Origin of the sequence: Yersinia fenwicki (assembly GCF_043099325.1) — a bacterium.
In the GTDB taxonomy this organism is placed as follows: domain Bacteria; phylum Pseudomonadota; class Gammaproteobacteria; order Enterobacterales; family Enterobacteriaceae; genus Yersinia.
Genome location: NZ_CP170755.1, coordinates 4,310,080 through 4,332,526, shown reverse-complemented (window position 1 = coordinate 4,332,526; position 22,447 = coordinate 4,310,080). Strand labels below are relative to the sequence as shown.

Here is a 22,447-nt window from a genome sequence, read left to right as displayed (position 1 = left end):
GAGATATTAGGCGGGTAGTTATTCTACCCGCAATTTATTATTTTCTTAAACGCACGCTTTCAACCGCATGATTGGCACTTTTGGTCATTATCAGACTGGCTCGCTCACGCGTTGGTAAAATATTTTGCTTTAAATTCAATCCATTAATTTCTTTCCATAACTGAGTCGCAATCTTTACTGCTTCTGTTTCTGGCAGCTTTGCATAGTTATGGAAATAAGAATCAGGATTAGAAAACGCACCCTGGCGAAACTTAAGAAACCGGTTGATATACCAACTTTGGAGTAAATCTTCTGGCGCATCTACATATATAGAGAAGTCTACAAAGTCAGAGACAAATACATGGTGTGGGTCATGAGGATAATCCATACCACTTTGCAGAACATTTAACCCCTCTAATATAAGAATATCTGGTTGTTTGATAATCTTATTACCATCAGGGACAATATCATATATTAAATGGGAGTAAACTGGTGCGGTAACATGATCAGCACCTGATTTAACCTCAGAGACAAATTTCACCAAACTATGCATATCATAGGATTGTGGGAATCCTTTTTTCTTCATCAGTCCGCGTTCGTTCAGCACTTTATTTGGATAAAGAAAACCATCAGTAGTAATCAGCTCGACACTACGATGCTCTGGCCAGCTGCTTAGCAGAGCCTGTAGTAAGCGAGCGGTTGTACTTTTTCCTACCGCGACACTGCCCGCAATACCAATAACATAGGGAATACGTTGGCCATCAGTTCCAAGAAATTGCTCCAGAACTGCCTGGCGACGCAAATTTGAACTGATATAAAAATTAAGTAGTCGTGAGAGTGGTAGATATATCTGTGCCACTTCATCTAATGAAAGGTCTTCGTTAATCCCTTTGAGTTTAACGATTTCTTCTTCTGTTAGCGTCAATGGTACTGAGTCGCGCAAAGCAGCCCACTGAGTACGATCGAACTGTAGATAAGGCGTCGCTAAAGATTGATCTCTTTTTGTCATAAGCCAAATTCTGCCTGTTAACGCAGGTTGGGAAAGGCGCTGGACGCCAACTCCAGATAAGAAACAAGCTGCATATTATAGGCAGCTTGCTTTTTGGCGTAGACATTTTTGTATTTAGTGAGTGATTTCTTTGATATGTGTTGCTATTCCGAACAATCAAGAAGGGCTATGCCAGGCTTCTACACTGTGGTTGATGGGATTTATCATTATTAGCTAGCTATCGAGGTATGTGTCTGATTCACTGAGAATAAGCGCTTGAAGTAAATAGCAGTTGGATGATAGTAACCATCTGGTGTACAGGCATAATCAGGGATCTCGCCCATACATCGGTACCCTTGCGCACGATAAAAAGACTCAGCTGGTGAGCCTGCTTCAGTATCTAAGTATAATAATCCGCGACGAAGTTGAACCGCAGTATTTTCCATCTCAATAATCAATTTATGCCCAATCCCAGCACGTCGGCTACGGCTGTGAACTAATAACTTTTGTACTTCAGCTCGGTTTAAACCATTTGGTTTTTGGCATAAATCTAATTGGATAGTACCCACGACACCGGTTTTATCACGTGCTATCCATAATAGTAATGTACCTTTCGTGATGGCAGGGTGAAGACTATGGTAGTAGTTCTCAGCTTCATCTTGTGAGAGATCGCGGGTGCTATAGCCGATTGATGCACCATGTGATACAGCATCAATCAGTAAATGTGCCAACTCACTTCGGTATATCGGCAATGTTGCCGCATTCAGTAAAACTATCTTCATAATAAAACCCCTGATTAATAGCTGGTTGACGCATATATTGATGTTTAAGCAATAAGTAAGCCAAATAGGTGACCGCGAGATTACTGACGTTGGGCCATCTTTTCTTGCCATCCCTGCCCCAAAATTGACGTATTTCCCCATTTTGGGGCAGGAGACTAAACTTATTTTAGGTTTGTACGCGGGAAGATTGTTTGGCTATGGGATATGAACAGGCTTTTTGCGGATGATTTTCATTCATTGATTTTGGTAATATAGCCTAATTGCTGAGCGCGATTTAAGCTAACCTTGTTCAATAATACACCTTACGTTTAAAAAGCGGCTGTTTTATGAGCGAAAGAGCATGTTATGCAATTTTTTTGTTGCATCATAGGCTCACTCTACCTAGAATGCGCTGCACTTGATGCCGGCATAGCTCAGTTGGTAGAGCAACTGACTTGTAATCAGTAGGTCCCGAGTTCGACTCTTGGTGCCGGCACCATTCAAGTATTAAAAATTAGGTGGGGTTCCCGAGCGGCCAAAGGGAGCAGACTGTAAATCTGCCGTCATCGACTTCGAAGGTTCGAATCCTTCCCCCACCACCATATTTAACCTTGAGTCCCAAGGTGATTCAGAATATCGAACCACCAATCAACACTCAAGGCGAGAGCAGCGCTCTCGATGAAGAGTGAAGTGGCCAAGCCCTTCCTTTCAAGTTTCTGCAGATTAAGTCAGGTAGCCGAGTTCTAAGATGCGGGCATCGTATAATGGCTATTACCTCAGCCTTCCAAGCTGATGATGTGGGTTCGATTCCCACTGCCCGCTCCAAGATGTGCTGATATGGCTCAGTTGGTAGAGCGCACCCTTGGTAAGGGTGAGGTCGGCAGTTCGAATCTGCCTATCAGCACCACTCCTCATTCTCTCGTCCCCTGATTTTCTTTCTGCGTAATGGATTCAACAAGCATGCGCTTGGTTGATGTGGTGAAACCACCGATTCCGTGTCTTAGAGGGACAATCGATGTCTAAAGAAAAGTTTGAACGTACAAAACCGCACGTTAATGTGGGTACTATCGGCCACGTTGACCATGGTAAAACTACCCTAACTGCTGCAATTACCACCGTTCTGGCTAAAACCTACGGCGGAAATGCTCGTGCATTCGACCAAATTGACAACGCTCCTGAAGAGAAGGCGCGTGGTATCACCATCAACACGTCTCATGTTGAATATGACACCCCGTCACGTCACTATGCGCACGTCGACTGCCCAGGGCACGCCGACTACGTTAAAAACATGATCACCGGTGCTGCTCAGATGGACGGCGCTATTTTGGTTGTTGCTGCAACTGATGGCCCAATGCCACAGACTCGTGAGCACATCCTGTTGGGGCGTCAGGTTGGCGTTCCTTACATCATCGTATTCATGAACAAATGTGACATGGTTGACGATGAAGAGCTGCTGGAACTGGTAGAAATGGAAGTGCGTGATCTTCTGTCTACCTATGACTTCCCTGGCGATGATACGCCGGTTGTTCGTGGCTCAGCGCTGAAAGCATTGGAAGGCGAACCTGAGTGGGAAGCAAAAATTATCGAACTGGCTGGCTACCTGGATTCTTACATCCCAGAACCAGAGCGTGCTATTGATAAGCCGTTCCTGCTACCAATCGAAGACGTATTCTCTATCTCTGGTCGTGGTACCGTTGTTACGGGTCGTGTAGAGCGCGGTATTGTTAAAGTTGGCGAAGAAGTCGAAATTGTTGGCCTGAAAGATACAGTTAAGTCTACTTGTACTGGCGTTGAAATGTTCCGCAAACTGCTGGACGAAGGCCGTGCCGGTGAGAACGTTGGCGTTCTGCTGCGTGGTATCAAGCGTGAAGATATCGAACGTGGTCAAGTTCTTGCGAAACCAGGTTCTATCAAGCCACACACCAAATTTGAATCAGAAGTTTATATTCTGAGCAAAGATGAAGGTGGTCGCCATACTCCGTTCTTCAAAGGCTATCGTCCTCAGTTCTACTTCCGTACAACTGATGTAACCGGTACTATTGAACTGCCAGAAGGCGTTGAGATGGTGATGCCAGGTGATAACATTCAAATGATTGTTAACCTGATTGCTCCTATCGCGATGGATGACGGCTTGCGCTTCGCAATTCGTGAAGGCGGTCGTACTGTAGGTGCTGGCGTTGTTGCTAAAGTCATTGAATAAGATTTGACGCGACATGCGATAAAAGGGCATCATTTGATGCCCTTTTTCTACGTTGTCATACTAGAACCTATCTCATCAGTAGTTTTTTCATCATAATTACTGGTGAGATGGGCTCTGGAAGTACGGCGGATAGTGCTGAGTGGTGCCGATTAGAGAGTCTCTAGAGCATCCTTCGGCTTGGTTTGCTTTGCGGTGCGAAGCAAAGTTGTTTGTTCTGAATCATAGTGACAGGTTGGTTTATGAGTGCGAATACCGAGGCTCCAGGGAGCGGACGCGGCCTGGAAACGGCTAAATGGCTGATCGTTGCTGTACTGTTAGTTGCAGCTATAGTTGGTAATTATTATTACCGTGATTTCAGCCTGCCGCTGCGCGCGTTGGCAGTTGTAGTAATTATCGCTGTTGCCGGTGCTGTTGCATTGATGACGGCAAAAGGCAAAGCCACTGTAGCGTTTGCTCGTGAAGCACGCACGGAAGTGCGTAAAGTGATTTGGCCTACCCGTCAGGAAACTCTGCACACAACGTTAATCGTTGCTGCGGTAACTGCTGTAATGTCACTGATTCTATGGGGACTGGATGGTATTCTAGTCCGCCTGGTATCATTTATTACTGGCCTGAGGTTCTAAGATGTCTGAAGCACCAAAAAAGCGTTGGTACGTCGTTCAGGCGTTTTCCGGTTTTGAAGGCCGCGTAGCACAATCGCTGCGTGAGCATATCAAGTTACATGACATGGAAGAGCTGTTTGGCGAAGTCATGGTTCCAACGGAAGAAGTCGTCGAAATTCGTGGCGGTCAACGTCGTAAGAGTGAGCGTAAATTCTTCCCAGGCTATGTACTGGTTCAGATGGTGATGAACGACGCCAGCTGGCACTTAGTACGTAGCGTGCCACGTGTCATGGGCTTTATCGGCGGTACATCCGATCGTCCTGCACCAATCAGTGATAAAGAAGTTGATGCGATTATGAATCGTCTTCAACAAGTGGGTGATAAACCACGTCCTAAAACACTGTTTGAGCCAGGTGAGTTGGTTCGTGTCAGCGATGGTCCGTTTGCAGACTTCAACGGTGTTGTTGAAGAAGTGGACTACGAAAAGAGCCGCTTGAAAGTGTCTGTTTCCATCTTTGGCCGTGCAACTCCGGTTGAACTGGATTTCAGTCAGGTAGAAAAAGGCTGATTCATTTTTCGCCATTGGTTGAAATTTGAGTCTTGTCTTAGGCGTGAAATTACAATATAATTTCGCGCCTTTTGTTTTTAGATGTCTTGCTTTTTGTCATCCGTGACAACTTATTTCATAGTAAATAATAGCGAGACAAAACACGGGGAGCCTTGAACACGAGGCGATATTACCCAAATCGAGGAAATCGTAAATGGCTAAGAAAGTACAAGCCTATGTCAAGCTGCAAGTTGCAGCTGGTATGGCGAACCCAAGTCCACCAGTTGGCCCAGCATTGGGTCAGCAGGGTGTTAACATCATGGAATTCTGTAAAGCGTTTAATGCTAAAACTGAAAGCATTGAAAAAGGCCTGCCAATTCCTGTTGTTATTACAGTTTATTCTGACCGCTCTTTCACTTTCGTTACTAAAACCCCGCCAGCAGCAGTTCTGCTGAAAAAAGCGGCAGGTATTAAGTCTGGTTCCGGCAAGCCGAACAAAGACAAAGTAGGGACTGTGACCGGTGCTCAGGTCCGTGAAATCGCAGAAACCAAAGCTGCGGATATGACTGGTGCTGACGTTGACGCTATGATGCGTTCAATCGAAGGTACTGCTCGTTCCATGGGCCTGGTAGTGGAGGGTTAATAAATGGCTAAGCTGACCAAGCGCATGCGCGTGATCCGTGACAAAGTTGATGTTACTAAGCAATACGATATCAACGAAGCTGTTGCCCTGCTGAAAGAGCTGGCTACTGCTAAATTCGTAGAAAGCGTGGACGTTGCCGTTAACCTCGGTATCGATGCACGTAAATCTGACCAGAACGTTCGTGGTGCAACTGTGTTGCCACACGGTACTGGCCGTTCAGTCCGCGTTGCTGTTTTCGCTCAGGGTGCAAACGCTGAAGCTGCGAAAGAAGCAGGCGCTGAATTGGTAGGTATGGAAGATCTGGCTGATCAAATCAAGAAAGGCGAAATGAACTTCGACGTTGTTATTGCTTCTCCAGATGCAATGCGCGTTGTTGGTCAATTGGGCCAAATCTTGGGCCCACGTGGCCTGATGCCTAACCCTAAAGTGGGTACTGTTACTCCTAACGTTGCTGAAGCAGTTAAGAACGCTAAAGCAGGTCAGGTTCGTTATCGTAACGATAAAAACGGTATTATCCACACTACCATTGGTAAAGTTGATTTCGACTCAGAGAAGTTGAAAGAAAACTTAGAATCTCTGGTTGTTGCGCTGAAGCGTGCTAAACCTGCTACAGCGAAAGGCGTTTATATCAAGAAAATCAGCCTGTCCACCACCATGGGCGCCGGCGTTGCTATTGATCAAAGCGGTCTGTCAGCAGTAGTGAACTAATCACTAATTGCTTTTATCGCTTTACGTGGGCGTAAGGTTTGTCTAGAATCTTACGCCCATGCTTCTGTTGATGGCTCATTTGTTAATCATAAATGTCCGATAAGCAGAAGAACAGAATTTTTCGGTTGGAGCTTGGCCTTATCCAAGCCTCCGTCCAAGACCGCAGGTGTGTTGTAAAACACTTAATTTCCTGCGTAGACGGTGACAGAACCTGAAGCGTTTTTTTATTTTTTGTTTAACAAGAATAAAAAAGAATGGCCTTTGCTGGATTCTGCTCACCGTGTTTCAACGCCCATTCATTGCAACTTAGTAATGTTTTGGGTGACGTGAGTTCCGGGGAATTAATCCCCGGTTAATCCAGGAGCAAGAACTAATGGCACTAAATCTTCAAGGCAAACAAGCGATTGTTGCTGAAGTTAAAGAAGTAGCCAAAGGTGCGCTGTCTGCGGTTGTTGCGGATTCCCGTGGCGTTACCGTTGATAAAATGACTGAACTGCGTAAAGCAGGTCGTGAAGCTGGCGTTCACATGCAAGTTGTTCGTAACACCTTGCTGTCACGCGCAGTTGAAGGGACTCCGTTTGAGTGCCTGAAAGACACGTTTGTTGGTCCAACCTTGATTGCATTCTCTTCAGAACACCCGGGCGCAGCTGCTCGTTTGTTCAAAGCTTTTGCTAAAGATAATGCGAAATTTGAGGTTAAAGCAGCAGCCTTTGAAGGCGAGTTAATCCCTGCGGCTCAGATCGACCGCCTGGCAACTCTGCCAACCTACGAAGAAGCAATCGCACGTCTGATGGGAACCATGAAAGAAGCCGCTGCTGGCAAATTGGTTCGTACTCTGGCTGCGCTGCGCGATCAGAAAGAAGCTGCATAATTGCCTTTTTTCGCCATCGTTGCTTTTTAACGTATAAACTATTTCTGTATTTTAGGAACAATTGTTATGTCAACTATCACTAAAGACCAAATTCTGGAAGGCGTTGCAGCTCTGTCTGTAATGGAAATCGTTGAACTGATCTCTGCTATGGAAGAGAAATTCGGCGTTTCAGCTGCTGCTGTTGCTGCAGGTCCTGCTGCTGCTGCTGAAGCTGTAGAAGAACAAACTGAATTCAACGTTGTTCTGGCTTCATTCGGCGACAACAAAGTTGCAGTAATCAAAGCTGTTCGCGGCGCAACTGGCCTGGGCTTGAAAGAAGCTAAAGACCTGGTTGAATCTGCACCTGCAGTTCTGAAAGAAGGCGTGAACAAAGACGAAGCTGAGTCTCTGAAAAAATCTCTGGAAGAAGCTGGTGCTTCTGTTGAGATCAAGTAAGTTAAGCTTTGAGTTCGCAGCCTGACTTATAGGCTGATGGCTGGTGACTTTTTAGTCATCAGCCTTTTTGCGCTGTAGGGCGTTAGTCGCATTTCACACTGTTTAGCGGCTAACTAACCCCTAATATTCCTTTCTATTGACGACTTAATATACTGCGTTCTCAGCTACGACCCACTCGGGTAGCTCGGTAGTCAAAGTAACGCGATGAAATGGTTTAAGAGTGATAGAAAAGAGTATTCCGAGAAGTGTTTCGACTTCTCGTTCTAAATAATAGTGTTGCACGACCTGTCCTGGTTTCAGGGCAGACAGAGTGGGTCGACTTTTCAGCGAGCTGAGGAACCCTATGGTTTACTCCTATACCGAGAAAAAACGTATTCGTAAGGATTTTGGTAAACGTCCACAAGTTTTGGACATACCTTATCTCCTTTCTATCCAACTTGACTCGTTCCAGAAATTCATCGAGCAAGATCCAGAAGGACAGTACGGCCTGGAAGCAGCATTCCGTTCTGTTTTTCCAATTCAGAGCTACAGCGGCAATTCGGAGCTGCAATACGTTAGCTACCGTCTTGGTGAGCCAGTATTTGACGTCAAAGAGTGCCAGATCCGTGGTGTGACTTATTCAGCACCGCTGCGCGTGAAACTGCGCCTGGTCATCTATGAGCGCGAAGCCCCGGAAGGTACGGTCAAAGACATCAAAGAACAAGAAGTCTACATGGGTGAAATTCCACTCATGACCGAGAACGGTACCTTTGTCATTAACGGTACTGAGAGGGTTATCGTATCTCAGCTGCATCGTAGTCCTGGCGTATTCTTTGACAGCGATAAGGGTAAAACCCATTCATCGGGTAAAGTGCTGTATAACGCACGTATCATCCCTTACCGCGGTTCATGGTTAGATTTCGAGTTTGACCCGAAAGACAACCTGTTTGTCCGTATTGACCGTCGTCGTAAGTTGCCGGCAACAATCATTCTGCGTGCATTGAATTTCACCACTGCACAGATCCTGGATCTGTTCTTTGAAAAAGTGGTCTTTGAGATTCGTGACAACAAGCTGCAGATGGAATTGGTTCCTGAGCGCCTGCGCGGTGAAACGGCTTCCTTTGATATTGAAGCGAATGGCAAAGTTTACGTCGAGAAAGCGCGTCGTATTACTGCACGTCATATTCGCCAGCTTGAAAAAGACGGCATTGATCGCATCGAAGTTCCGGTTGAATACATTGCCGGTAAAGTGGTCGCTAAAGACTACATCGATGAGAACACTGGTGAGCTTATCTGTGCAGCCAACATGGAGCTGTCACTGGATCTGCTGGCTAAACTGAGCCAGGCCGGTCACAAGCAAATCGAAACATTATTCACCAACGACCTGGATCACGGTGCTTATATCTCCGAGACTCTGCGTGTTGACCCAACCAGCGATCGTCTGAGCGCTTTGGTTGAGATTTACCGTATGATGCGTCCTGGTGAGCCACCAACACGTGAAGCAGCAGAAAATCTGTTTGAGAATCTGTTCTTCTCTGAAGACCGCTATGATTTGTCTGCGGTTGGCCGGATGAAGTTCAACCGTTCACTGCTGCGTGACGAGATCGAAGGTTCCGGTATCCTGAGCAAAGAAGACATCACCGAAGTGATGAAGAAGCTCATCGATATCCGTAACGGTAAAGGCGAAGTGGATGATATCGACCACTTAGGCAACCGTCGTATTCGTTCCGTTGGTGAAATGGCTGAAAACCAGTTCCGTGTTGGTCTGGTTCGTGTTGAGCGTGCAGTGAAAGAGCGTTTGTCTCTGGGCGACCTCGACACACTGATGCCTCAGGACATGATCAACGCCAAGCCTATTTCGGCTGCGGTGAAAGAGTTCTTTGGTTCCAGTCAGTTGTCACAATTTATGGACCAGAACAACCCGTTGTCTGAGATTACGCATAAACGCCGTATCTCTGCATTGGGCCCGGGTGGTTTGACCCGTGAACGTGCTGGCTTTGAAGTTCGAGACGTACACCCGACTCACTACGGTCGCGTATGTCCAATCGAAACGCCAGAAGGTCCAAACATCGGTCTGATCAACTCCTTGTCCGTGTACGCACAGACCAACGAGTATGGTTTCCTGGAAACCCCTTATCGTCGCGTCCGCGAGGGTGTGGTGACCGATGAAATTAATTATCTGTCTGCTATTGAAGAAGGCAACTTCGTTATCGCTCAGGCGAACTCCAACTTGGACGAAGACGGCCGCTTCATCGAAGACTTGGTCACTTGTCGTAGCAAAGGCGAATCAAGCCTGTTCAGCCGCGATCAAGTTGACTACATGGACGTTTCCACTCAACAGGTGGTGTCCGTTGGTGCTTCTCTGATTCCATTCTTGGAACACGATGACGCCAACCGTGCCCTGATGGGTGCGAACATGCAACGTCAGGCAGTTCCTACTCTGCGCGCTGATAAGCCGTTGGTGGGTACTGGTATGGAACGTGCGGTAGCGGTTGACTCAGGGGTAACCTCTGTAGCCAAACGTGGCGGTACCGTTCAGTACGTAGATGCATCTCGTATCGTGATTAAAGTTAACGAAGACGAGATGCATCCGGGCGAAGCAGGTATTGATATTTATAACCTGACCAAATACACCCGTTCTAACCAGAACACCTGTATCAACCAGATGCCGTGTGTGAATCTGGGTGAGCCAATCGAGCGCGGTGACGTGCTGGCAGATGGCCCATCTACAGACCTGGGCGAACTGGCATTGGGTCAGAACATGCGCGTAGCGTTCATGCCTTGGAACGGTTACAACTTCGAAGACTCCATCTTGGTCTCCGAGCGCGTGGTGCAAGAAGATCGCTTCACAACTATCCACATTCAGGAACTGGCATGTGTGTCTCGTGACACCAAGCTGGGGCCAGAAGAGATCACTGCTGACATCCCGAACGTGGGTGAAGCTGCGCTCTCCAAACTGGATGAGTCCGGTATCGTGTATATCGGTGCTGAAGTGACTGGTGGTGACATTCTGGTTGGTAAGGTAACACCTAAAGGTGAAACCCAACTGACGCCAGAAGAGAAGCTGTTACGTGCGATCTTCGGTGAGAAAGCGTCTGATGTTAAAGACTCTTCTCTGCGTGTACCAAACGGTGTTTCCGGTACGGTTATTGATGTACAAGTCTTTACTCGCGACGGCGTAGAAAAAGACAAACGTGCATTGGAAATCGAAGAGATGCAACTGAAGCAGGCTAAGAAAGACCTGACGGAAGAGTTGCAGATCCTGGAAGCGGGCCTGTTTGCACGTATCCATGCTGTACTGGTTTCTGGTGGCATCGAAGCTGACAAGCTGAGCAAATTACCACGTGACCGCTGGCTGGAACTTGGCCTGACTGACGAAGACAAGCAAAACCAGCTGGAACAGTTGGCAGAGCAGTACGACGAAATGAAATCCGAATTCGAGAAGAAGATGGATGCCAAACGTCGTAAGATCACCCAAGGTGATGATTTAGCACTAGGCGTGCTGAAGATCGTCAAGGTGTATCTGGCCGTTAAACGTCAGATTCAACCGGGTGACAAGATGGCCGGTCGTCACGGTAACAAAGGTGTTATCTCTAAGATTAACCCGATCGAAGATATGCCTTACGATGAAAACGGTACGCCGGTAGACATCGTTCTGAACCCGCTGGGCGTACCATCGCGTATGAACATCGGTCAGATTTTGGAAACCCACTTAGGGATGGCAGCGAAAGGCATCGGCGAGAAAATCAACGCCATGCTGAAAAAGCAGGAAGAAGTTGCCAAACTGCGTGAGTTCATCCAGAAAGCCTACGATCTGGGCGATAGCGTTTGTCAGAAAGTTGATCTGAGTACCTTCACCGATGACGAAGTACTGCGTCTGGCTGAGAACCTGAAAAAAGGTATGCCAATCGCGACACCAGTCTTCGATGGTGCGACAGAGAAAGAAATCAAGGAGCTGTTACAGCTGGGTGGCCTGCCAACTTCTGGTCAGATTACTCTGTTTGACGGCCGTACCGGCGAGCAATTCGAGCGTCAGGTTACTGTCGGCTACATGTACATGCTGAAACTGAACCACTTGGTTGATGACAAGATGCATGCGCGTTCTACCGGTTCTTACAGCCTGGTTACTCAGCAGCCGCTGGGTGGTAAGGCTCAGTTCGGTGGTCAGCGCTTCGGTGAGATGGAAGTGTGGGCGTTGGAAGCTTATGGCGCCGCGTACACATTGCAGGAAATGCTTACCGTCAAGTCCGACGATGTAAACGGCCGTACCAAGATGTACAAAAACATCGTGGATGGCGATCACCGTATGGAACCAGGCATGCCGGAGTCGTTCAACGTATTGTTGAAAGAAATCCGCTCGCTGGGCATCAATATCGAGCTGGAAGAAGAGTAATTCTTCGCCAGACGGCAAGCTCTCATAGCCGGGAGCTTGCTGGTGGTTCGCACTGGTCACAGGGGCGCTCAAACTTAGGTTTTTATATGCTTAGGTTTGGGCGCCTATCAGGTCTAACTCCGACAGGAGCCAATCCGTGAAAGACTTATTAAAGTTTCTGAAAGCGCAAACTAAGACCGAAGAGTTTGATGCGATCAAAATTGCTCTGGCCTCGCCAGACATGATCCGTTCCTGGTCATTCGGTGAAGTTAAAAAGCCGGAAACCATTAACTACCGTACGTTCAAACCAGAACGTGACGGCCTTTTCTGCGCCCGTATCTTTGGCCCAGTAAAAGATTACGAATGCCTGTGCGGTAAGTACAAGCGTTTGAAACACCGCGGTGTTATTTGTGAGAAATGCGGCGTTGAAGTGACTCAAACCAAAGTACGCCGTGAGCGTATGGGTCACATCGAACTGGCTTCTCCGACTGCGCACATCTGGTTCCTGAAATCGCTGCCATCCCGCATCGGTTTGCTGCTGGATATGCCATTACGTGACATCGAACGTGTGCTGTACTTCGAATCCTATGTGGTTGTTGAAGGCGGTATGACCAACCTGGAACGTCGTCAGATCCTGACTGAAGAGCAGTATCTGGACGCGTTGGAAGAGTTTGGTGATGAGTTCGACGCGAAAATGGGCGCCGAAGCTATTCAGGCCTTGTTGAAAAACATGGATCTGGAAGCAGAGTGCGAGATCCTGCGCGAAGAATTGAACGAAACAAATTCTGAAACCAAGCGTAAGAAGCTGACCAAGCGTATCAAGCTGCTGGAAGCGTTCGTACAGTCTGGCAACAAGCCAGAGTGGATGATCCTGACAGTGTTGCCGGTATTGCCGCCAGATCTGCGTCCATTGGTTCCACTGGATGGCGGTCGTTTTGCGACTTCTGATCTGAACGATTTGTATCGTCGCGTGATCAACCGTAACAACCGTCTGAAACGCCTGCTGGACTTGGCTGCTCCGGACATCATCGTGCGCAACGAAAAGCGTATGCTGCAAGAAGCAGTAGATGCATTGCTGGATAACGGCCGTCGCGGTCGTGCGATTACCGGCTCTAACAAGCGTCCGTTGAAGTCACTGGCTGACATGATCAAAGGTAAGCAAGGTCGTTTCCGTCAGAACTTGCTGGGTAAACGTGTTGACTACTCAGGTCGTTCGGTTATTACCGTTGGTCCATACCTGCGTCTGCATCAGTGCGGTCTGCCGAAGAAAATGGCTCTTGAGCTGTTCAAACCGTTCATCTACGGCAAGCTGGAATTGCGTGGTCTTGCTACCACCATTAAAGCCGCCAAGAAGATGGTTGAGCGTGAAGAAGCGGTTGTTTGGGATATCCTGGATGAAGTTATCCGCGAACACCCAGTGCTGCTGAACCGTGCACCAACCCTTCACCGTTTGGGTATCCAGGCGTTTGAACCGGTTCTGATCGAAGGTAAAGCAATCCAGTTGCACCCACTGGTTTGTGCGGCATATAACGCCGACTTCGATGGTGACCAAATGGCTGTTCACGTACCGCTGACACTGGAAGCTCAGTTAGAAGCACGTGCGTTGATGATGTCTACCAACAACATCCTGTCACCAGCGAACGGCGAGCCAATCATCGTTCCTTCTCAGGACGTTGTATTGGGTCTGTATTACATGACCCGTGACTGTGTTAACGCTAAAGGCGAAGGCATGGTACTGACTGGCCCGAAAGAAGCTGAGCGTATTTATCGCGCTGGCTTGGCATCTCTGCATGCGCGGGTAAAAGTCCGTATTACTGAAGAAATTCGTAATACCGAAGGCGAAAGCACTTCGCGTACCAGCATTATCGATACGACTGTAGGCCGTGCTATTTTGTGGATGATCGTCCCGAAAGGCCTGCCTTACTCTATCGTTAACCAGCCGCTGGGCAAAAAAGCTATCTCCAAGATGCTGAACACCTGTTACCGCATCCTGGGCTTGAAGCCAACGGTTATCTTTGCTGACCAGATCATGTACACCGGTTTTGCTTACGCAGCGCGCTCAGGCGCCTCTGTAGGTATCGATGACATGGTTATCCCAGAAGCGAAAGCAGGGATCATCGAAGAAGCTGAAACTGAAGTTGCCGAGATCCAGGAACAGTTCCAATCCGGTCTGGTAACAGCAGGCGAACGTTATAACAAAGTGATCGATATCTGGGCCGCGGCTAACGAACGTGTTGCCAAGGCGATGATGGATAACTTGTCTGTAGAAGATGTTGTCAACCGTGACGGCGTAGTCGAACAGCAAGTGTCATTCAACAGCATCTTTATGATGGCCGACTCCGGTGCGCGTGGTTCTGCTGCACAGATTCGTCAGCTGGCAGGGATGCGTGGTCTGATGGCTAAGCCAGATGGCTCGATCATTGAAACGCCAATCACCGCGAACTTCCGTGAAGGTTTGAACGTACTTCAGTACTTCATCTCAACCCACGGTGCGCGTAAAGGTTTGGCGGATACCGCATTGAAAACTGCGAACTCCGGTTACCTGACCCGTCGTTTAGTTGACGTGGCACAGGATCTGGTCGTAACCGAAGACGATTGTGGTACCCATAACGGTATCGTAATGACCCCGGTTATCGAAGGTGGTGATGTTAAAGAGCCACTGCGCGATCGCGTTCTGGGTCGTGTGACTGCTGAAGAAGTTATCAAACCGGGTACGGCTGATATTCTGGTTCCGCGTAACACCCTGTTGGACGAAAAATGGTGTGATCTGTTAGAAGAAAACTCCGTCGACAGCGTTAAAGTTCGTTCCGTAGTAAGCTGCGAAACTGACTTTGGTGTGTGTGCAAACTGCTATGGTCGCGACCTGGCACGTGGTCACATCATCAACAAAGGTGAAGCGGTTGGTGTTATTGCAGCACAGTCCATCGGTGAGCCGGGTACCCAGCTTACGATGCGTACGTTCCACATCGGTGGTGCGGCATCTCGTGCGGCAGCAGAATCCAGCATTCAGGTTAAGAACAAAGGCAGCTTGAAACTGAGCAACGTCAAGTTCGTTACCAATGCAGCGGGCAAGCTGGTTATTACTTCTCGTAATACCGAGCTGAAACTGATCGACGAATTCGGCCGTACTAAAGAAAGCTACAAAGTGCCTTACGGTGCTGTAATGGCTAAAGGCGATGGTGCAGAAGTCCAGGGCGGCGAAACCGTTGCTAACTGGGATCCGCACATCATGCCAGTTGTGACCGAAGTGAGCGGTTTCATCCGCTTCGCGGACATGGTTGACGGCCAGACCATTACACGCCAGACCGACGAACTGACTGGTTTGTCTTCTCTGGTGGTATTGGATAGCGCAGAGCGTACCGGTAGCGGTAAAGATCTGCGTCCGGCACTGAAAATCGTTGATGCCAAAGGCAACGACGTATTGATCCCAGGTACTGATATGCCTGCTCAATACTTCCTGCCAGGTAAAGCGATTGTACAGCTGGAAGACGGTATTCAGATCGGTGCGGGTGATACCCTGGCGCGTATTCCTCAGGAATCAAGCGGTACCAAGGATATTACCGGCGGTCTGCCGCGTGTTGCTGACTTGTTCGAAGCACGTCGTCCGAAAGAGCCTGCAATCCTGGCTGAAATCAGCGGGATCATCTCGTTTGGTAAAGAGACCAAAGGCAAGCGCCGTCTGGTTATCTCACCGTTGGATGGTAGTGATGCATACGAAGAGATGATTCCGAAATGGCGTCAGCTCAACGTGTTCGAAGGTGAAATCGTAGAACGCGGTGACGTGGTTTCCGATGGCCCAGAATCTCCACACGACATTCTGCGTCTGCGTGGCGTTCACGCGGTAACTCGTTACATCACCAACGAAGTGCAGGAAGTTTACCGTCTGCAAGGCGTTAAGATTAACGATAAGCACATTGAAGTTATCGTTCGTCAGATGCTGCGTAAAGGCACCATCGTTGATGCAGGTAGCACCGACTTCCTGGAAGGCGAGCAGGCAGAAATGTCTCGCGTTAAAATCGCTAACCGCAAGCTGGCAGCTGAAGGCAAAATCGAGGCTACGTTCACACGTGACCTGCTGGGTATCACCAAGGCATCCTTGGCGACCGAGTCCTTCATCTCTGCGGCTTCGTTCCAGGAAACCACGCGCGTTCTTACTGAAGCGGCAGTTGCCGGTAAACGTGATGAACTGCGTGGCCTGAAAGAGAACGTTATCGTGGGCCGTCTGATCCCAGCCGGTACCGGTTACGCTTATCATCAGGATCGTATGCGCCGTAAAGCACAGGGTGAAGCACCAGTAGTTCCGCAAGTGAGCGCGGACGAAGCGACTGCTAACCTGGCTGAATTGCTCAACGCTGGTTTTGGTAACAGCAAAGACTAATCTCTTTGTTTGTCACCAACGTAAAAACCGCTCCTTTCGGGGCGGTTTTTTTTTTGCTTATTTTTCAGAAAAAAGTACGAAGTTTATTGGGATATGCGCCCAAAATGACGATCCCAATCCTTCCATACAGGTTGTAGCCCTGCCAGCGTTAGTGCGTGAGCCACCTGCTCAGGCGTTCGATTGTCATGGGGGGCAAATTGCTCAAGCTCTGGATGGTCATCGGCATATCCACCCGGCTGAGTTTTCGACCCCGCACTGACATTATTTATCGCCAGCGGAATCACGTTATCGCGGAAGAATGGTGATTCTCGAGTCGAGAGTGACAGTTCCACATCCGGTGCGAAAAGACGGAAAGCACAAATCAGTTGCAGCAATTGTGATTCACTCATTAGAGATGCGGGCTCAATTCCCCCGGCACATGGACGTAAACGTGGGAATGAAATTGAGTAACGACTCTGCCAATAAGTTTGTTGCAGGTAAAACAGATGCTCCGCCAGCATGTAGCAGTCGGTACGCCAACTGCCAGACAAGCCAATCAATGCACCTAATCCGATCTTATCGATCCCCGCGCGTCCCAGGCGATCAGGAGTCGCCAGCCTCCAATGAAAATCCTGTTTATGGCCGCGTACATGATGTTGCTGATAAGTCCCCGGATGATAGGTTTCTTGATAAACCATCACACCATCCAATCCCAGCGTTTTGAGCTCTGCATACTCTTCTTCTGCCAATGGTTGAACTTCCATCATCAGCGAGCTGAATTGACTGCGGATAGTTGGGAAATGACGGCGGAAATAGTCCATTCCCACTTTTGCCTGATGCTCACCAGTGACCAGCAGCAAGTGTTCGAAGCCCAGTGCTTTGATGGCTTCACACTCACGGATGATTTCAGTTTCATCCAATGTTTTGCGCTTGATGCGATTGCTCATCGAAAAACCGCAGTAAGTACAATCATTGGCGCACAGATTGGAAAGATAAAGCGGCACATAAAAACTGACGGTATTACCAAAACGCTGGCGTGTCAGCTGTTGGGCTTTCTGCGCCATCGGCTCCAAATAAGCCAGAGCCGCAGGTGAAATCAATGCCATGAGATCTTCACGACTGGGTTTTACCGCGTGAATAGCTCGCTCAACATCTGCGGCGGTTTTACTGTTAATGCGCAGAGAAATATCATCCCAATTCAATTGCTGCCAGCGCTGGCTGAATCCCTCAGACATGATTTTCTTCCTCAAGCTGGCTGAGGAAACCGGTCAGTGGGCTGGTGGCTATTGCCTTATCAAATTGTCGGTTACCAAGCCCTGCCTGACGCGCCAATTCGCCAGATTCTACCGCTAAGCGAAATGCATGAGCCATTTGTACCGGTGAGCGAGCAACAGCAATCGCGGTATTCACCAGAACAGCATCAGCGCCTAGTTCTATAGCTTCAAGTGCATGGCTTGGCGCACCAATACCGGCATCAACCACCACTGGCACTTTGGCCTGCTCGATAATAATTTGCAGAAAGTCACGAGTACGCAATCCCAAATTTGATCCAATAGGTGCCCCCAATGGCATGACGGTAGCACAGCCGACTTCTTCCAGCCGTTTACACAATACCGGGTCTGCGCCGCAGTAAGGCAGAACCACAAATCCCTCTTTCACCAATATTTCGGCGGCCTTGAGGGTTTCTATTGGATCGGGCAGCAAATACTTCACATCTGGATGAATTTCCAGTTTTACCCAATGGGTTCCTAGTGCTTCACGTGCCAGGCGCGCGGCGAAAATAGCTTCTTGCGCAGTTTTCGCTCCAGATGTATTAGGCAGTAAGCGCACGCCTAGTTGGCGCAACGGTGCAAGAATGGCATCGTTACCGGCCTGGAGATCTACCCGCTTCATTGCCATGGTAATCAGTTGTGAACCGGAGGCGCGTAGTGCTTCCAGCATCAATTCAGCCGTGGCAAATTTGCCCGTACCGGTAAATAAACGTGAGGTAAAAGTGGTATCGGCGATCTTCAGCATGTCAGCCTCCGGCAATGGCATGGAATAGCAAAATGTTGTCACCCTCGTGCAACTGATACCCTTCCCAGTCAGTACGCGGGATGATGACCTGATTGACCGCCAGCGCGGTTCCCAACTGGTGGTGGTTCAGTTGTTGGAGCAACTTTTCGACGGTTATTGTGTATTCCACCTCAAGCGGCTGATCATTAAGCACAATATTTATATGGTCGCTCTTCACTGTGAGCCTCCACAGACAGGGCAATGCTTCGCCCGTGTCAGTTGCAAGGTGCTCCAGCTTTGCTGCTTGCCATCGAATAAGCGTAACTTCCCGCTCAATGCTGACGGAAGACCAGCCAACATTTTGATGGCTTCCAGTGCTTGTAAGGTGCCGATAACGCCGACCACCGGCCCCAAGACGCCCGATGTACGGCAGTTGCGCTGCGGCAGTTCTTTATCGGGATAAAGACAGGCGTAGCAACCGTGGGAAAAAGGTGGCTCAATCACCAGCAACTGCCCGCTAAACCCCACCGCACTGCCACTGATTAAGGTCTTTTGTGCAGTGATACAGGCGGCGTTCACCTGATGGCGGGTTTCCATGTTGTCACTGCAATCGAGCACCAAATCAGCACTGGTCACTGCATCAGCCAATGTCGCACCTGCCAGGCGAGTATCGAAGGTGATAATCTCAACCAGCGGGTTAAGATTTTGCAAATGACGCTGGGCTAATCGCACTTTAGTTTGGTTGCTGGCAGAGGTTTGGTTGATATCGGTGGTACGGTACAGGATTTGGCGCTGTAAATTGGTTAAATCCAATTGGTCATCGTCAGCCAGTAATAATTTGCCGATACCCGCGGCCGCCAAATAGAGCGCGGCGGGGGAGCCAAGGCCACCCAGACCGATGATCAACACGCGGGCACTTTTCAGCTTCAGCTGGCCCTCCGGGCCAATATCTTCCAGCAGCAATTGGCGGCTGTAGCGCAAGAATTCGCTGTCACTCAGCTCATGCTTGTTTATCATCGTTCAGCCCCTTACCCTCAATCAGACGTAGCAATTGTGCCGTGGCTTGCTGCCAATCCTCGGCTTGGGTAATGGCGCTCACGACAGCCACACTGCCCACGCCGGTTGCCAATACGGCGGGGACTCGCTCAATACTGATGCCACCGATAGCGACGGTGGGGTAGTCCGGCGTGTTTTCCACCATCTGCTTGAGCACCGCCAGCCCCTGAGGGGATGACGGCATTTGCTTAGTTTGGGTCGGGAAGATATGACCCATTGCAATGTAAGAAGGCCGCACAGCTTTAGCTATCGCCAGTTCGTGCTCATCGTGGGTAGATACTCCGAGCCGCAATCCTGCTTGTTGTATGGCGGCCAAATCAGTGGTCTCCAAATCTTCCTGCCCCAGATGCACACCGTAAGCGCCATGCTTAATCGCCAGCCGCCAGTAATCATTAATAAATAAGCGTGCTTGATAGCGTTTGCCCAATGCAATTGCTGCGGCAATATCCTGCTCTACCTGAGAATCATCTAAGTCCTTGATACGTAATTGGATAGTGGTTACCCCCGCCGCCAGCAGGCGTTCTATCCATAGCACAGAATCGACGACCGGATACAAGCCAAGGCGCTGTTCAGTCGTCGGAAAACCCTTCTCGGCGGAGAAGAGTGGTGTATCAGATGGTTTCATTATCAGTCTCCGCTTTCAGATTCGCTGGGTTGTGATGTGATTTGCTGAGATACAATTCACTGCCACGAGAGCGGAACTCGGCTGACATCTGATCCATACCCGATTGCAGTACTTCAATGGGTTGAGCAGCTGCCTGTTCTTGCCTGGTGGCATAATCTCTCACTTCTTGTGAAATCTTCATCGAACAGAACTTCGGCCCACACATAGAGCAAAAGTGAGCGACCTTGCCAGATTCTTGCGGCAGGGTTTCGTCGTGATAGGCTCGTGCTGTTTCAGGATCGAGGGCTAAATTGAACTGATCTTCCCAGCGGAATTCAAAGCGCGCTTTCGACATGGCGTTGTCGCGGATCTGCGCACCGGGATGGCCTTTGGCCAGATCAGCGGCATGAGCTGCGATTTTATAGGTGATAAGACCCTGTTTTACATCTTCTTTATTGGGAAGCCCAAGATGCTCTTTGGGGGTGACGTAACACAGCATGGCACAACCGAACCAGCCAATCATGGCCGCACCGATACCGGAGGTGAAATGGTCATAACCGGGGGCAATATCCGTGGTCAATGGGCCTAAGGTATAAAATGGCGCTTCGTGGCAATGCTCCAACTCTTCGGTCATATTGCGGCGAATCATCTGCATTGGCACATGCCCGGGGCCTTCTATCATCACCTGCACATCATATTCCCAGGCAATTCTGGTCAATTCACCCAAGGTATGCAGTTCGGCAAACTGAGCTTCATCATTCGCATCCTGAATAGAACCAGGGCGCAGGCCATCACCCAGTGATAATGAAACATCATAGGCGGCACAAATTTGGCAAATTTCGCGGAAATGCTGGTACAGGAAGTTTTCCTGATGATGAGAAAGGCACCATTTCGCCATAATCGACCCGCCGCGAGAGACAATACCGGTCAGCCGTTTGGCGGTCATCGGCACATAGCGCAGCAGTACGCCAGCATGAATGGTGAAGTAATCGACACCTTGTTCAGCCTGCTCTAGCAAGGTGTCGCGGAACATTTCCCACGTCAGGTTTTCCGCTACCCCATTCACTTTTTCCAGCGCTTGATAGATAGGGACAGTGCCAATAGGGACCGGGCTATTACGCAGTATCCATTCACGGGTTTCATGAATATAGCGGCCAGTGGACAAGTCCATCACGGTGTCAGCACCCCAGCGAGTAGACCACACCAGTTTTTCCACTTCTTCCTCAATGGAGGAGGTCACGGCAGAGTTACCGATGTTGGCGTTTACTTTTACTAAAAAGTTACGACCAATAATCATCGGTTCAGATTCGGGGTGGTTAATATTCGCAGGAATGATGGCCCGCCCCGCAGCGACTTCCTGTCGGACAAATTCTGCGGTGATATTGTCGGGCAGATGTGCACCAAATGCTTGCCCCGGATGTTGCTGGCGCAAGACTTCGCCGCGAATACGTTCACGCCCCATATTTTCTCGCAGTGCAATGAACTCCATTTCTGGGGTGATGATCCCTTGGCGGGCGTAATGTAATTGAGTAACACATTTGCCTTCGACGGCTTTCTTCGGGCGGGGAAGATGCTCAAAACGCAAATGATCCAAACCTTCATCAGCCAAACGTTGTTGAGTAAAACCAGAGCTAACGGAGGTCAGTGCCACGGTATCCTGACGATCGGTTATCCAGCTGTCGCGTAATTTGGGCAAACCGGCATGGACATCCAGTTTAGCGCTGGGATCGCCATAAGGGCCGGAGGTGTCATACACCGGAATGGCTTCGTTATCCTCATAGCGAGGATCGTCTTTTCCACCACCGATCAATGTTGGGCTGAGTTGGATCTCGCGCATTGGCACTTGAATATCGGGCCGTGAGCCTTGCAGATAAATACGTTGTGAGTTGGGGAAAGTGACACCTTGCAAGGTATCAATAAACGACTGAGCTTGTTCACGTTGCTGTTTTCGTGGAATAGAGTGGCGTGGGCGTGATGAATCGTTAGCGGTTGTATTATTAAAAATTGTATTATTAGACATAGCAATTCCTACCAATGTGGTTATAGAGCCAATGTGGTTTATAGGGAAAATTGCTTGTCTGGAGCTTGGCGGGAGTAACGATGTTGGCCAGTGACCGGCAGCCACCTGTAAGGGGAATACCGGGCCTGTAGCGATAAATTACTCTTGTTCCCTTCGCGGGTATTAACCCGATCAGGTTCCGCGGATCCCGAATTAACGGTCTCAGCCTGCATTTGCTTTCTGAAGAAAACAGATGCTAGGCACTCCGACAAGAAACCTCAGTATATACCCTTCTTACTTGAAATTGCAGCGGTGTTAGCTATGTTCATTCACCCGAATCACTTACCTGTG

At 49.0% G+C, this 22,447-nt stretch carries 17 protein-coding genes, 4 tRNA genes and 1 riboswitch; of the genes, 13 read left to right on the top strand and 8 right to left on the bottom strand.

Annotated elements, in window-relative coordinates; genetic code table 11:
- Nucleotides 1-37: 37 nt before the first annotated feature.
- The gene (coaA, locus tag ACF3VQ_RS19620) at nucleotides 38-988 is read right to left on the bottom strand and encodes a type I pantothenate kinase (protein ID WP_392432632.1); all 951 of its coding nucleotides are present in this window, start codon (nucleotides 986-988) and stop codon (nucleotides 38-40) included.
- A gap of 209 nt (nucleotides 989-1,197) precedes the next feature.
- Nucleotides 1,198-1,749 carry a GNAT family N-acetyltransferase gene (locus ACF3VQ_RS19615; RefSeq protein ID WP_392432631.1) on the bottom strand — a complete coding sequence of 184 codons (552 nt, stop codon included), beginning with the start codon at nucleotides 1,747-1,749 and terminating at the stop codon, nucleotides 1,198-1,200.
- Nucleotides 1,750-2,151: 402 nt separating this feature from the next.
- On the opposite strand from ACF3VQ_RS19615, the gene ACF3VQ_RS19610 reads away from it, so the two are divergent.
- The 13 genes from ACF3VQ_RS19610 (at nucleotide 2,152) to rpoC (ending at nucleotide 16,463) form a co-directional block, all read left to right on the top strand.
- A tRNA-Thr gene (locus ACF3VQ_RS19610) sits at nucleotides 2,152-2,227 on the top strand.
- Between the two features lie 18 nt (nucleotides 2,228-2,245).
- A tRNA-Tyr gene (locus ACF3VQ_RS19605) sits at nucleotides 2,246-2,330 on the top strand.
- Nucleotides 2,331-2,478: 148 nt separating this feature from the next.
- A tRNA-Gly gene (locus tag ACF3VQ_RS19600) sits at nucleotides 2,479-2,553 on the top strand.
- A 6-nt stretch (nucleotides 2,554-2,559) separates the two neighbouring features.
- Nucleotides 2,560-2,635 (top strand) — tRNA-Thr (locus tag ACF3VQ_RS19595).
- A gap of 108 nt (nucleotides 2,636-2,743) precedes the next feature.
- Nucleotides 2,744-3,928, top strand: a complete 1,185-nt coding sequence (tuf, locus tag ACF3VQ_RS19590) for an elongation factor Tu (RefSeq protein WP_005165809.1) — start codon at nucleotides 2,744-2,746, stop codon at nucleotides 3,926-3,928.
- Nucleotides 3,929-4,167: 239 nt separating this feature from the next.
- Nucleotides 4,168-4,551 carry a preprotein translocase subunit SecE gene (secE, locus tag ACF3VQ_RS19585; protein WP_004704671.1) on the top strand — a complete coding sequence of 128 codons (384 nt, stop codon included), beginning with the start codon at nucleotides 4,168-4,170 and terminating at the stop codon, nucleotides 4,549-4,551.
- A 1-nt stretch (nucleotide 4,552) separates the two neighbouring features.
- The gene (gene nusG / locus ACF3VQ_RS19580) at nucleotides 4,553-5,098 is read left to right on the top strand and encodes a transcription termination/antitermination protein NusG (protein ID WP_002210671.1); all 546 of its coding nucleotides are present in this window, start codon (nucleotides 4,553-4,555) and stop codon (nucleotides 5,096-5,098) included.
- A gap of 193 nt (nucleotides 5,099-5,291) precedes the next feature.
- Nucleotides 5,292-5,720 carry a 50S ribosomal protein L11 gene (gene rplK / locus ACF3VQ_RS19575; RefSeq protein WP_392432630.1) on the top strand — a complete coding sequence of 143 codons (429 nt, stop codon included), beginning with the start codon at nucleotides 5,292-5,294 and terminating at the stop codon, nucleotides 5,718-5,720.
- 3 nt (nucleotides 5,721-5,723) lie between these two features.
- Nucleotides 5,724-6,428 (top strand): 50S ribosomal protein L1, encoded by a 705-nt coding sequence (rplA, locus tag ACF3VQ_RS19570; RefSeq protein WP_005165803.1) that lies wholly within the window; start codon nucleotides 5,724-5,726, stop codon nucleotides 6,426-6,428.
- 373 nt (nucleotides 6,429-6,801) lie between these two features.
- Nucleotides 6,802-7,299, top strand: a complete 498-nt coding sequence (rplJ, locus tag ACF3VQ_RS19565; RefSeq protein ID WP_392432629.1) for a 50S ribosomal protein L10 — start codon at nucleotides 6,802-6,804, stop codon at nucleotides 7,297-7,299.
- 66 nt (nucleotides 7,300-7,365) lie between these two features.
- Entirely contained in the window at nucleotides 7,366-7,734 is a 369-nt protein-coding gene (gene rplL / locus ACF3VQ_RS19560; protein WP_004876762.1) for a 50S ribosomal protein L7/L12, read from the top strand.
- Between the two features lie 343 nt (nucleotides 7,735-8,077).
- Nucleotides 8,078-12,106: a DNA-directed RNA polymerase subunit beta gene (rpoB, locus tag ACF3VQ_RS19555; protein WP_392432628.1), complete on the top strand. Its 4,029-nt coding sequence runs from the start codon at nucleotides 8,078-8,080 to the stop codon at nucleotides 12,104-12,106.
- Between the two features lie 136 nt (nucleotides 12,107-12,242).
- Nucleotides 12,243-16,463, top strand: coding sequence for a DNA-directed RNA polymerase subunit beta' (rpoC, locus tag ACF3VQ_RS19550; RefSeq protein WP_392432627.1), 4,221 nt, complete (start codon nucleotides 12,243-12,245; stop codon nucleotides 16,461-16,463).
- 83 nt (nucleotides 16,464-16,546) lie between these two features.
- On the opposite strand, the gene thiH is transcribed toward rpoC, so the two are convergent.
- The 6 genes from thiH to thiC are packed head-to-tail and all read right to left on the bottom strand — an operon-like array spanning nucleotide 16,547 to nucleotide 22,117.
- Nucleotides 16,547-17,677: a 2-iminoacetate synthase ThiH gene (thiH, locus tag ACF3VQ_RS19545; RefSeq protein ID WP_392432626.1), complete on the bottom strand. Its 1,131-nt coding sequence runs from the start codon at nucleotides 17,675-17,677 to the stop codon at nucleotides 16,547-16,549.
- Nucleotides 17,670-18,458: a thiazole synthase gene (locus tag ACF3VQ_RS19540; protein WP_392432625.1), complete on the bottom strand. Its 789-nt coding sequence runs from the start codon at nucleotides 18,456-18,458 to the stop codon at nucleotides 17,670-17,672. Before ACF3VQ_RS19540 ends, thiH begins: the two co-directional genes overlap by 8 nt.
- 1 nt (nucleotide 18,459) lies before the next feature.
- Nucleotides 18,460-18,675: a sulfur carrier protein ThiS gene (gene thiS, locus ACF3VQ_RS19535; RefSeq protein ID WP_392432624.1), complete on the bottom strand. Its 216-nt coding sequence runs from the start codon at nucleotides 18,673-18,675 to the stop codon at nucleotides 18,460-18,462.
- The gene (locus ACF3VQ_RS19530) at nucleotides 18,672-19,454 is read right to left on the bottom strand and encodes a HesA/MoeB/ThiF family protein (RefSeq protein ID WP_392432623.1); all 783 of its coding nucleotides are present in this window, start codon (nucleotides 19,452-19,454) and stop codon (nucleotides 18,672-18,674) included. The genes thiS and ACF3VQ_RS19530 overlap by 4 nt, the downstream gene beginning before the upstream one ends.
- On the bottom strand, nucleotides 19,438-20,118 hold the full coding sequence (thiE, locus tag ACF3VQ_RS19525; protein WP_392432622.1) for a thiamine phosphate synthase: 681 nt from the start codon (nucleotides 20,116-20,118) through the stop codon (nucleotides 19,438-19,440). The genes ACF3VQ_RS19530 and thiE overlap by 17 nt, the downstream gene beginning before the upstream one ends.
- Nucleotides 20,105-22,117, bottom strand: coding sequence for a phosphomethylpyrimidine synthase ThiC (gene thiC / locus ACF3VQ_RS19520; protein ID WP_392432621.1), 2,013 nt, complete (start codon nucleotides 22,115-22,117; stop codon nucleotides 20,105-20,107). The genes thiE and thiC overlap by 14 nt, the downstream gene beginning before the upstream one ends.
- A gap of 131 nt (nucleotides 22,118-22,248) precedes the next feature.
- Nucleotides 22,249-22,374: riboswitch (TPP riboswitch) on the bottom strand.
- Nucleotides 22,375-22,447 lie beyond the last annotated feature (73 nt).

Excerpts from the sequence above, each read along its gene's own strand:
- coaA (WP_392432632.1), bottom strand. The coding sequence starts at position 988 with ATGACAAAAAGAGATCAATCTTTAGCGACGCCTTATCTACAGTTCGAT.
- ACF3VQ_RS19615 (WP_392432631.1), bottom strand. The coding sequence starts at position 1,749 with ATGAAGATAGTTTTACTGAATGCGGCAACATTGCCGATATACCGAAGT.
- tuf (WP_005165809.1), top strand. The coding sequence starts at position 2,744 with ATGTCTAAAGAAAAGTTTGAACGTACAAAACCGCACGTTAATGTGGGT.
- secE (WP_004704671.1), top strand. The coding sequence starts at position 4,168 with ATGAGTGCGAATACCGAGGCTCCAGGGAGCGGACGCGGCCTGGAAACG.
- nusG (WP_002210671.1), top strand. The coding sequence starts at position 4,553 with ATGTCTGAAGCACCAAAAAAGCGTTGGTACGTCGTTCAGGCGTTTTCC.
- rplK (WP_392432630.1), top strand. The coding sequence starts at position 5,292 with ATGGCTAAGAAAGTACAAGCCTATGTCAAGCTGCAAGTTGCAGCTGGT.
- rplA (WP_005165803.1), top strand. The coding sequence starts at position 5,724 with ATGGCTAAGCTGACCAAGCGCATGCGCGTGATCCGTGACAAAGTTGAT.
- rplJ (WP_392432629.1), top strand. The coding sequence starts at position 6,802 with ATGGCACTAAATCTTCAAGGCAAACAAGCGATTGTTGCTGAAGTTAAA.
- rplL (WP_004876762.1), top strand. The coding sequence starts at position 7,366 with ATGTCAACTATCACTAAAGACCAAATTCTGGAAGGCGTTGCAGCTCTG.
- rpoB (WP_392432628.1), top strand. The coding sequence starts at position 8,078 with ATGGTTTACTCCTATACCGAGAAAAAACGTATTCGTAAGGATTTTGGT.
- thiH (WP_392432626.1), bottom strand. The coding sequence starts at position 17,677 with ATGTCTGAGGGATTCAGCCAGCGCTGGCAGCAATTGAATTGGGATGAT.
- ACF3VQ_RS19540 (WP_392432625.1), bottom strand. The coding sequence starts at position 18,458 with ATGCTGAAGATCGCCGATACCACTTTTACCTCACGTTTATTTACCGGT.
- ACF3VQ_RS19530 (WP_392432623.1), bottom strand. The coding sequence starts at position 19,454 with ATGATAAACAAGCATGAGCTGAGTGACAGCGAATTCTTGCGCTACAGC.
- thiE (WP_392432622.1), bottom strand. The coding sequence starts at position 20,118 with ATGAAACCATCTGATACACCACTCTTCTCCGCCGAGAAGGGTTTTCCG.
- thiC (WP_392432621.1), bottom strand. The coding sequence starts at position 22,117 with ATGTCTAATAATACAATTTTTAATAATACAACCGCTAACGATTCATCA.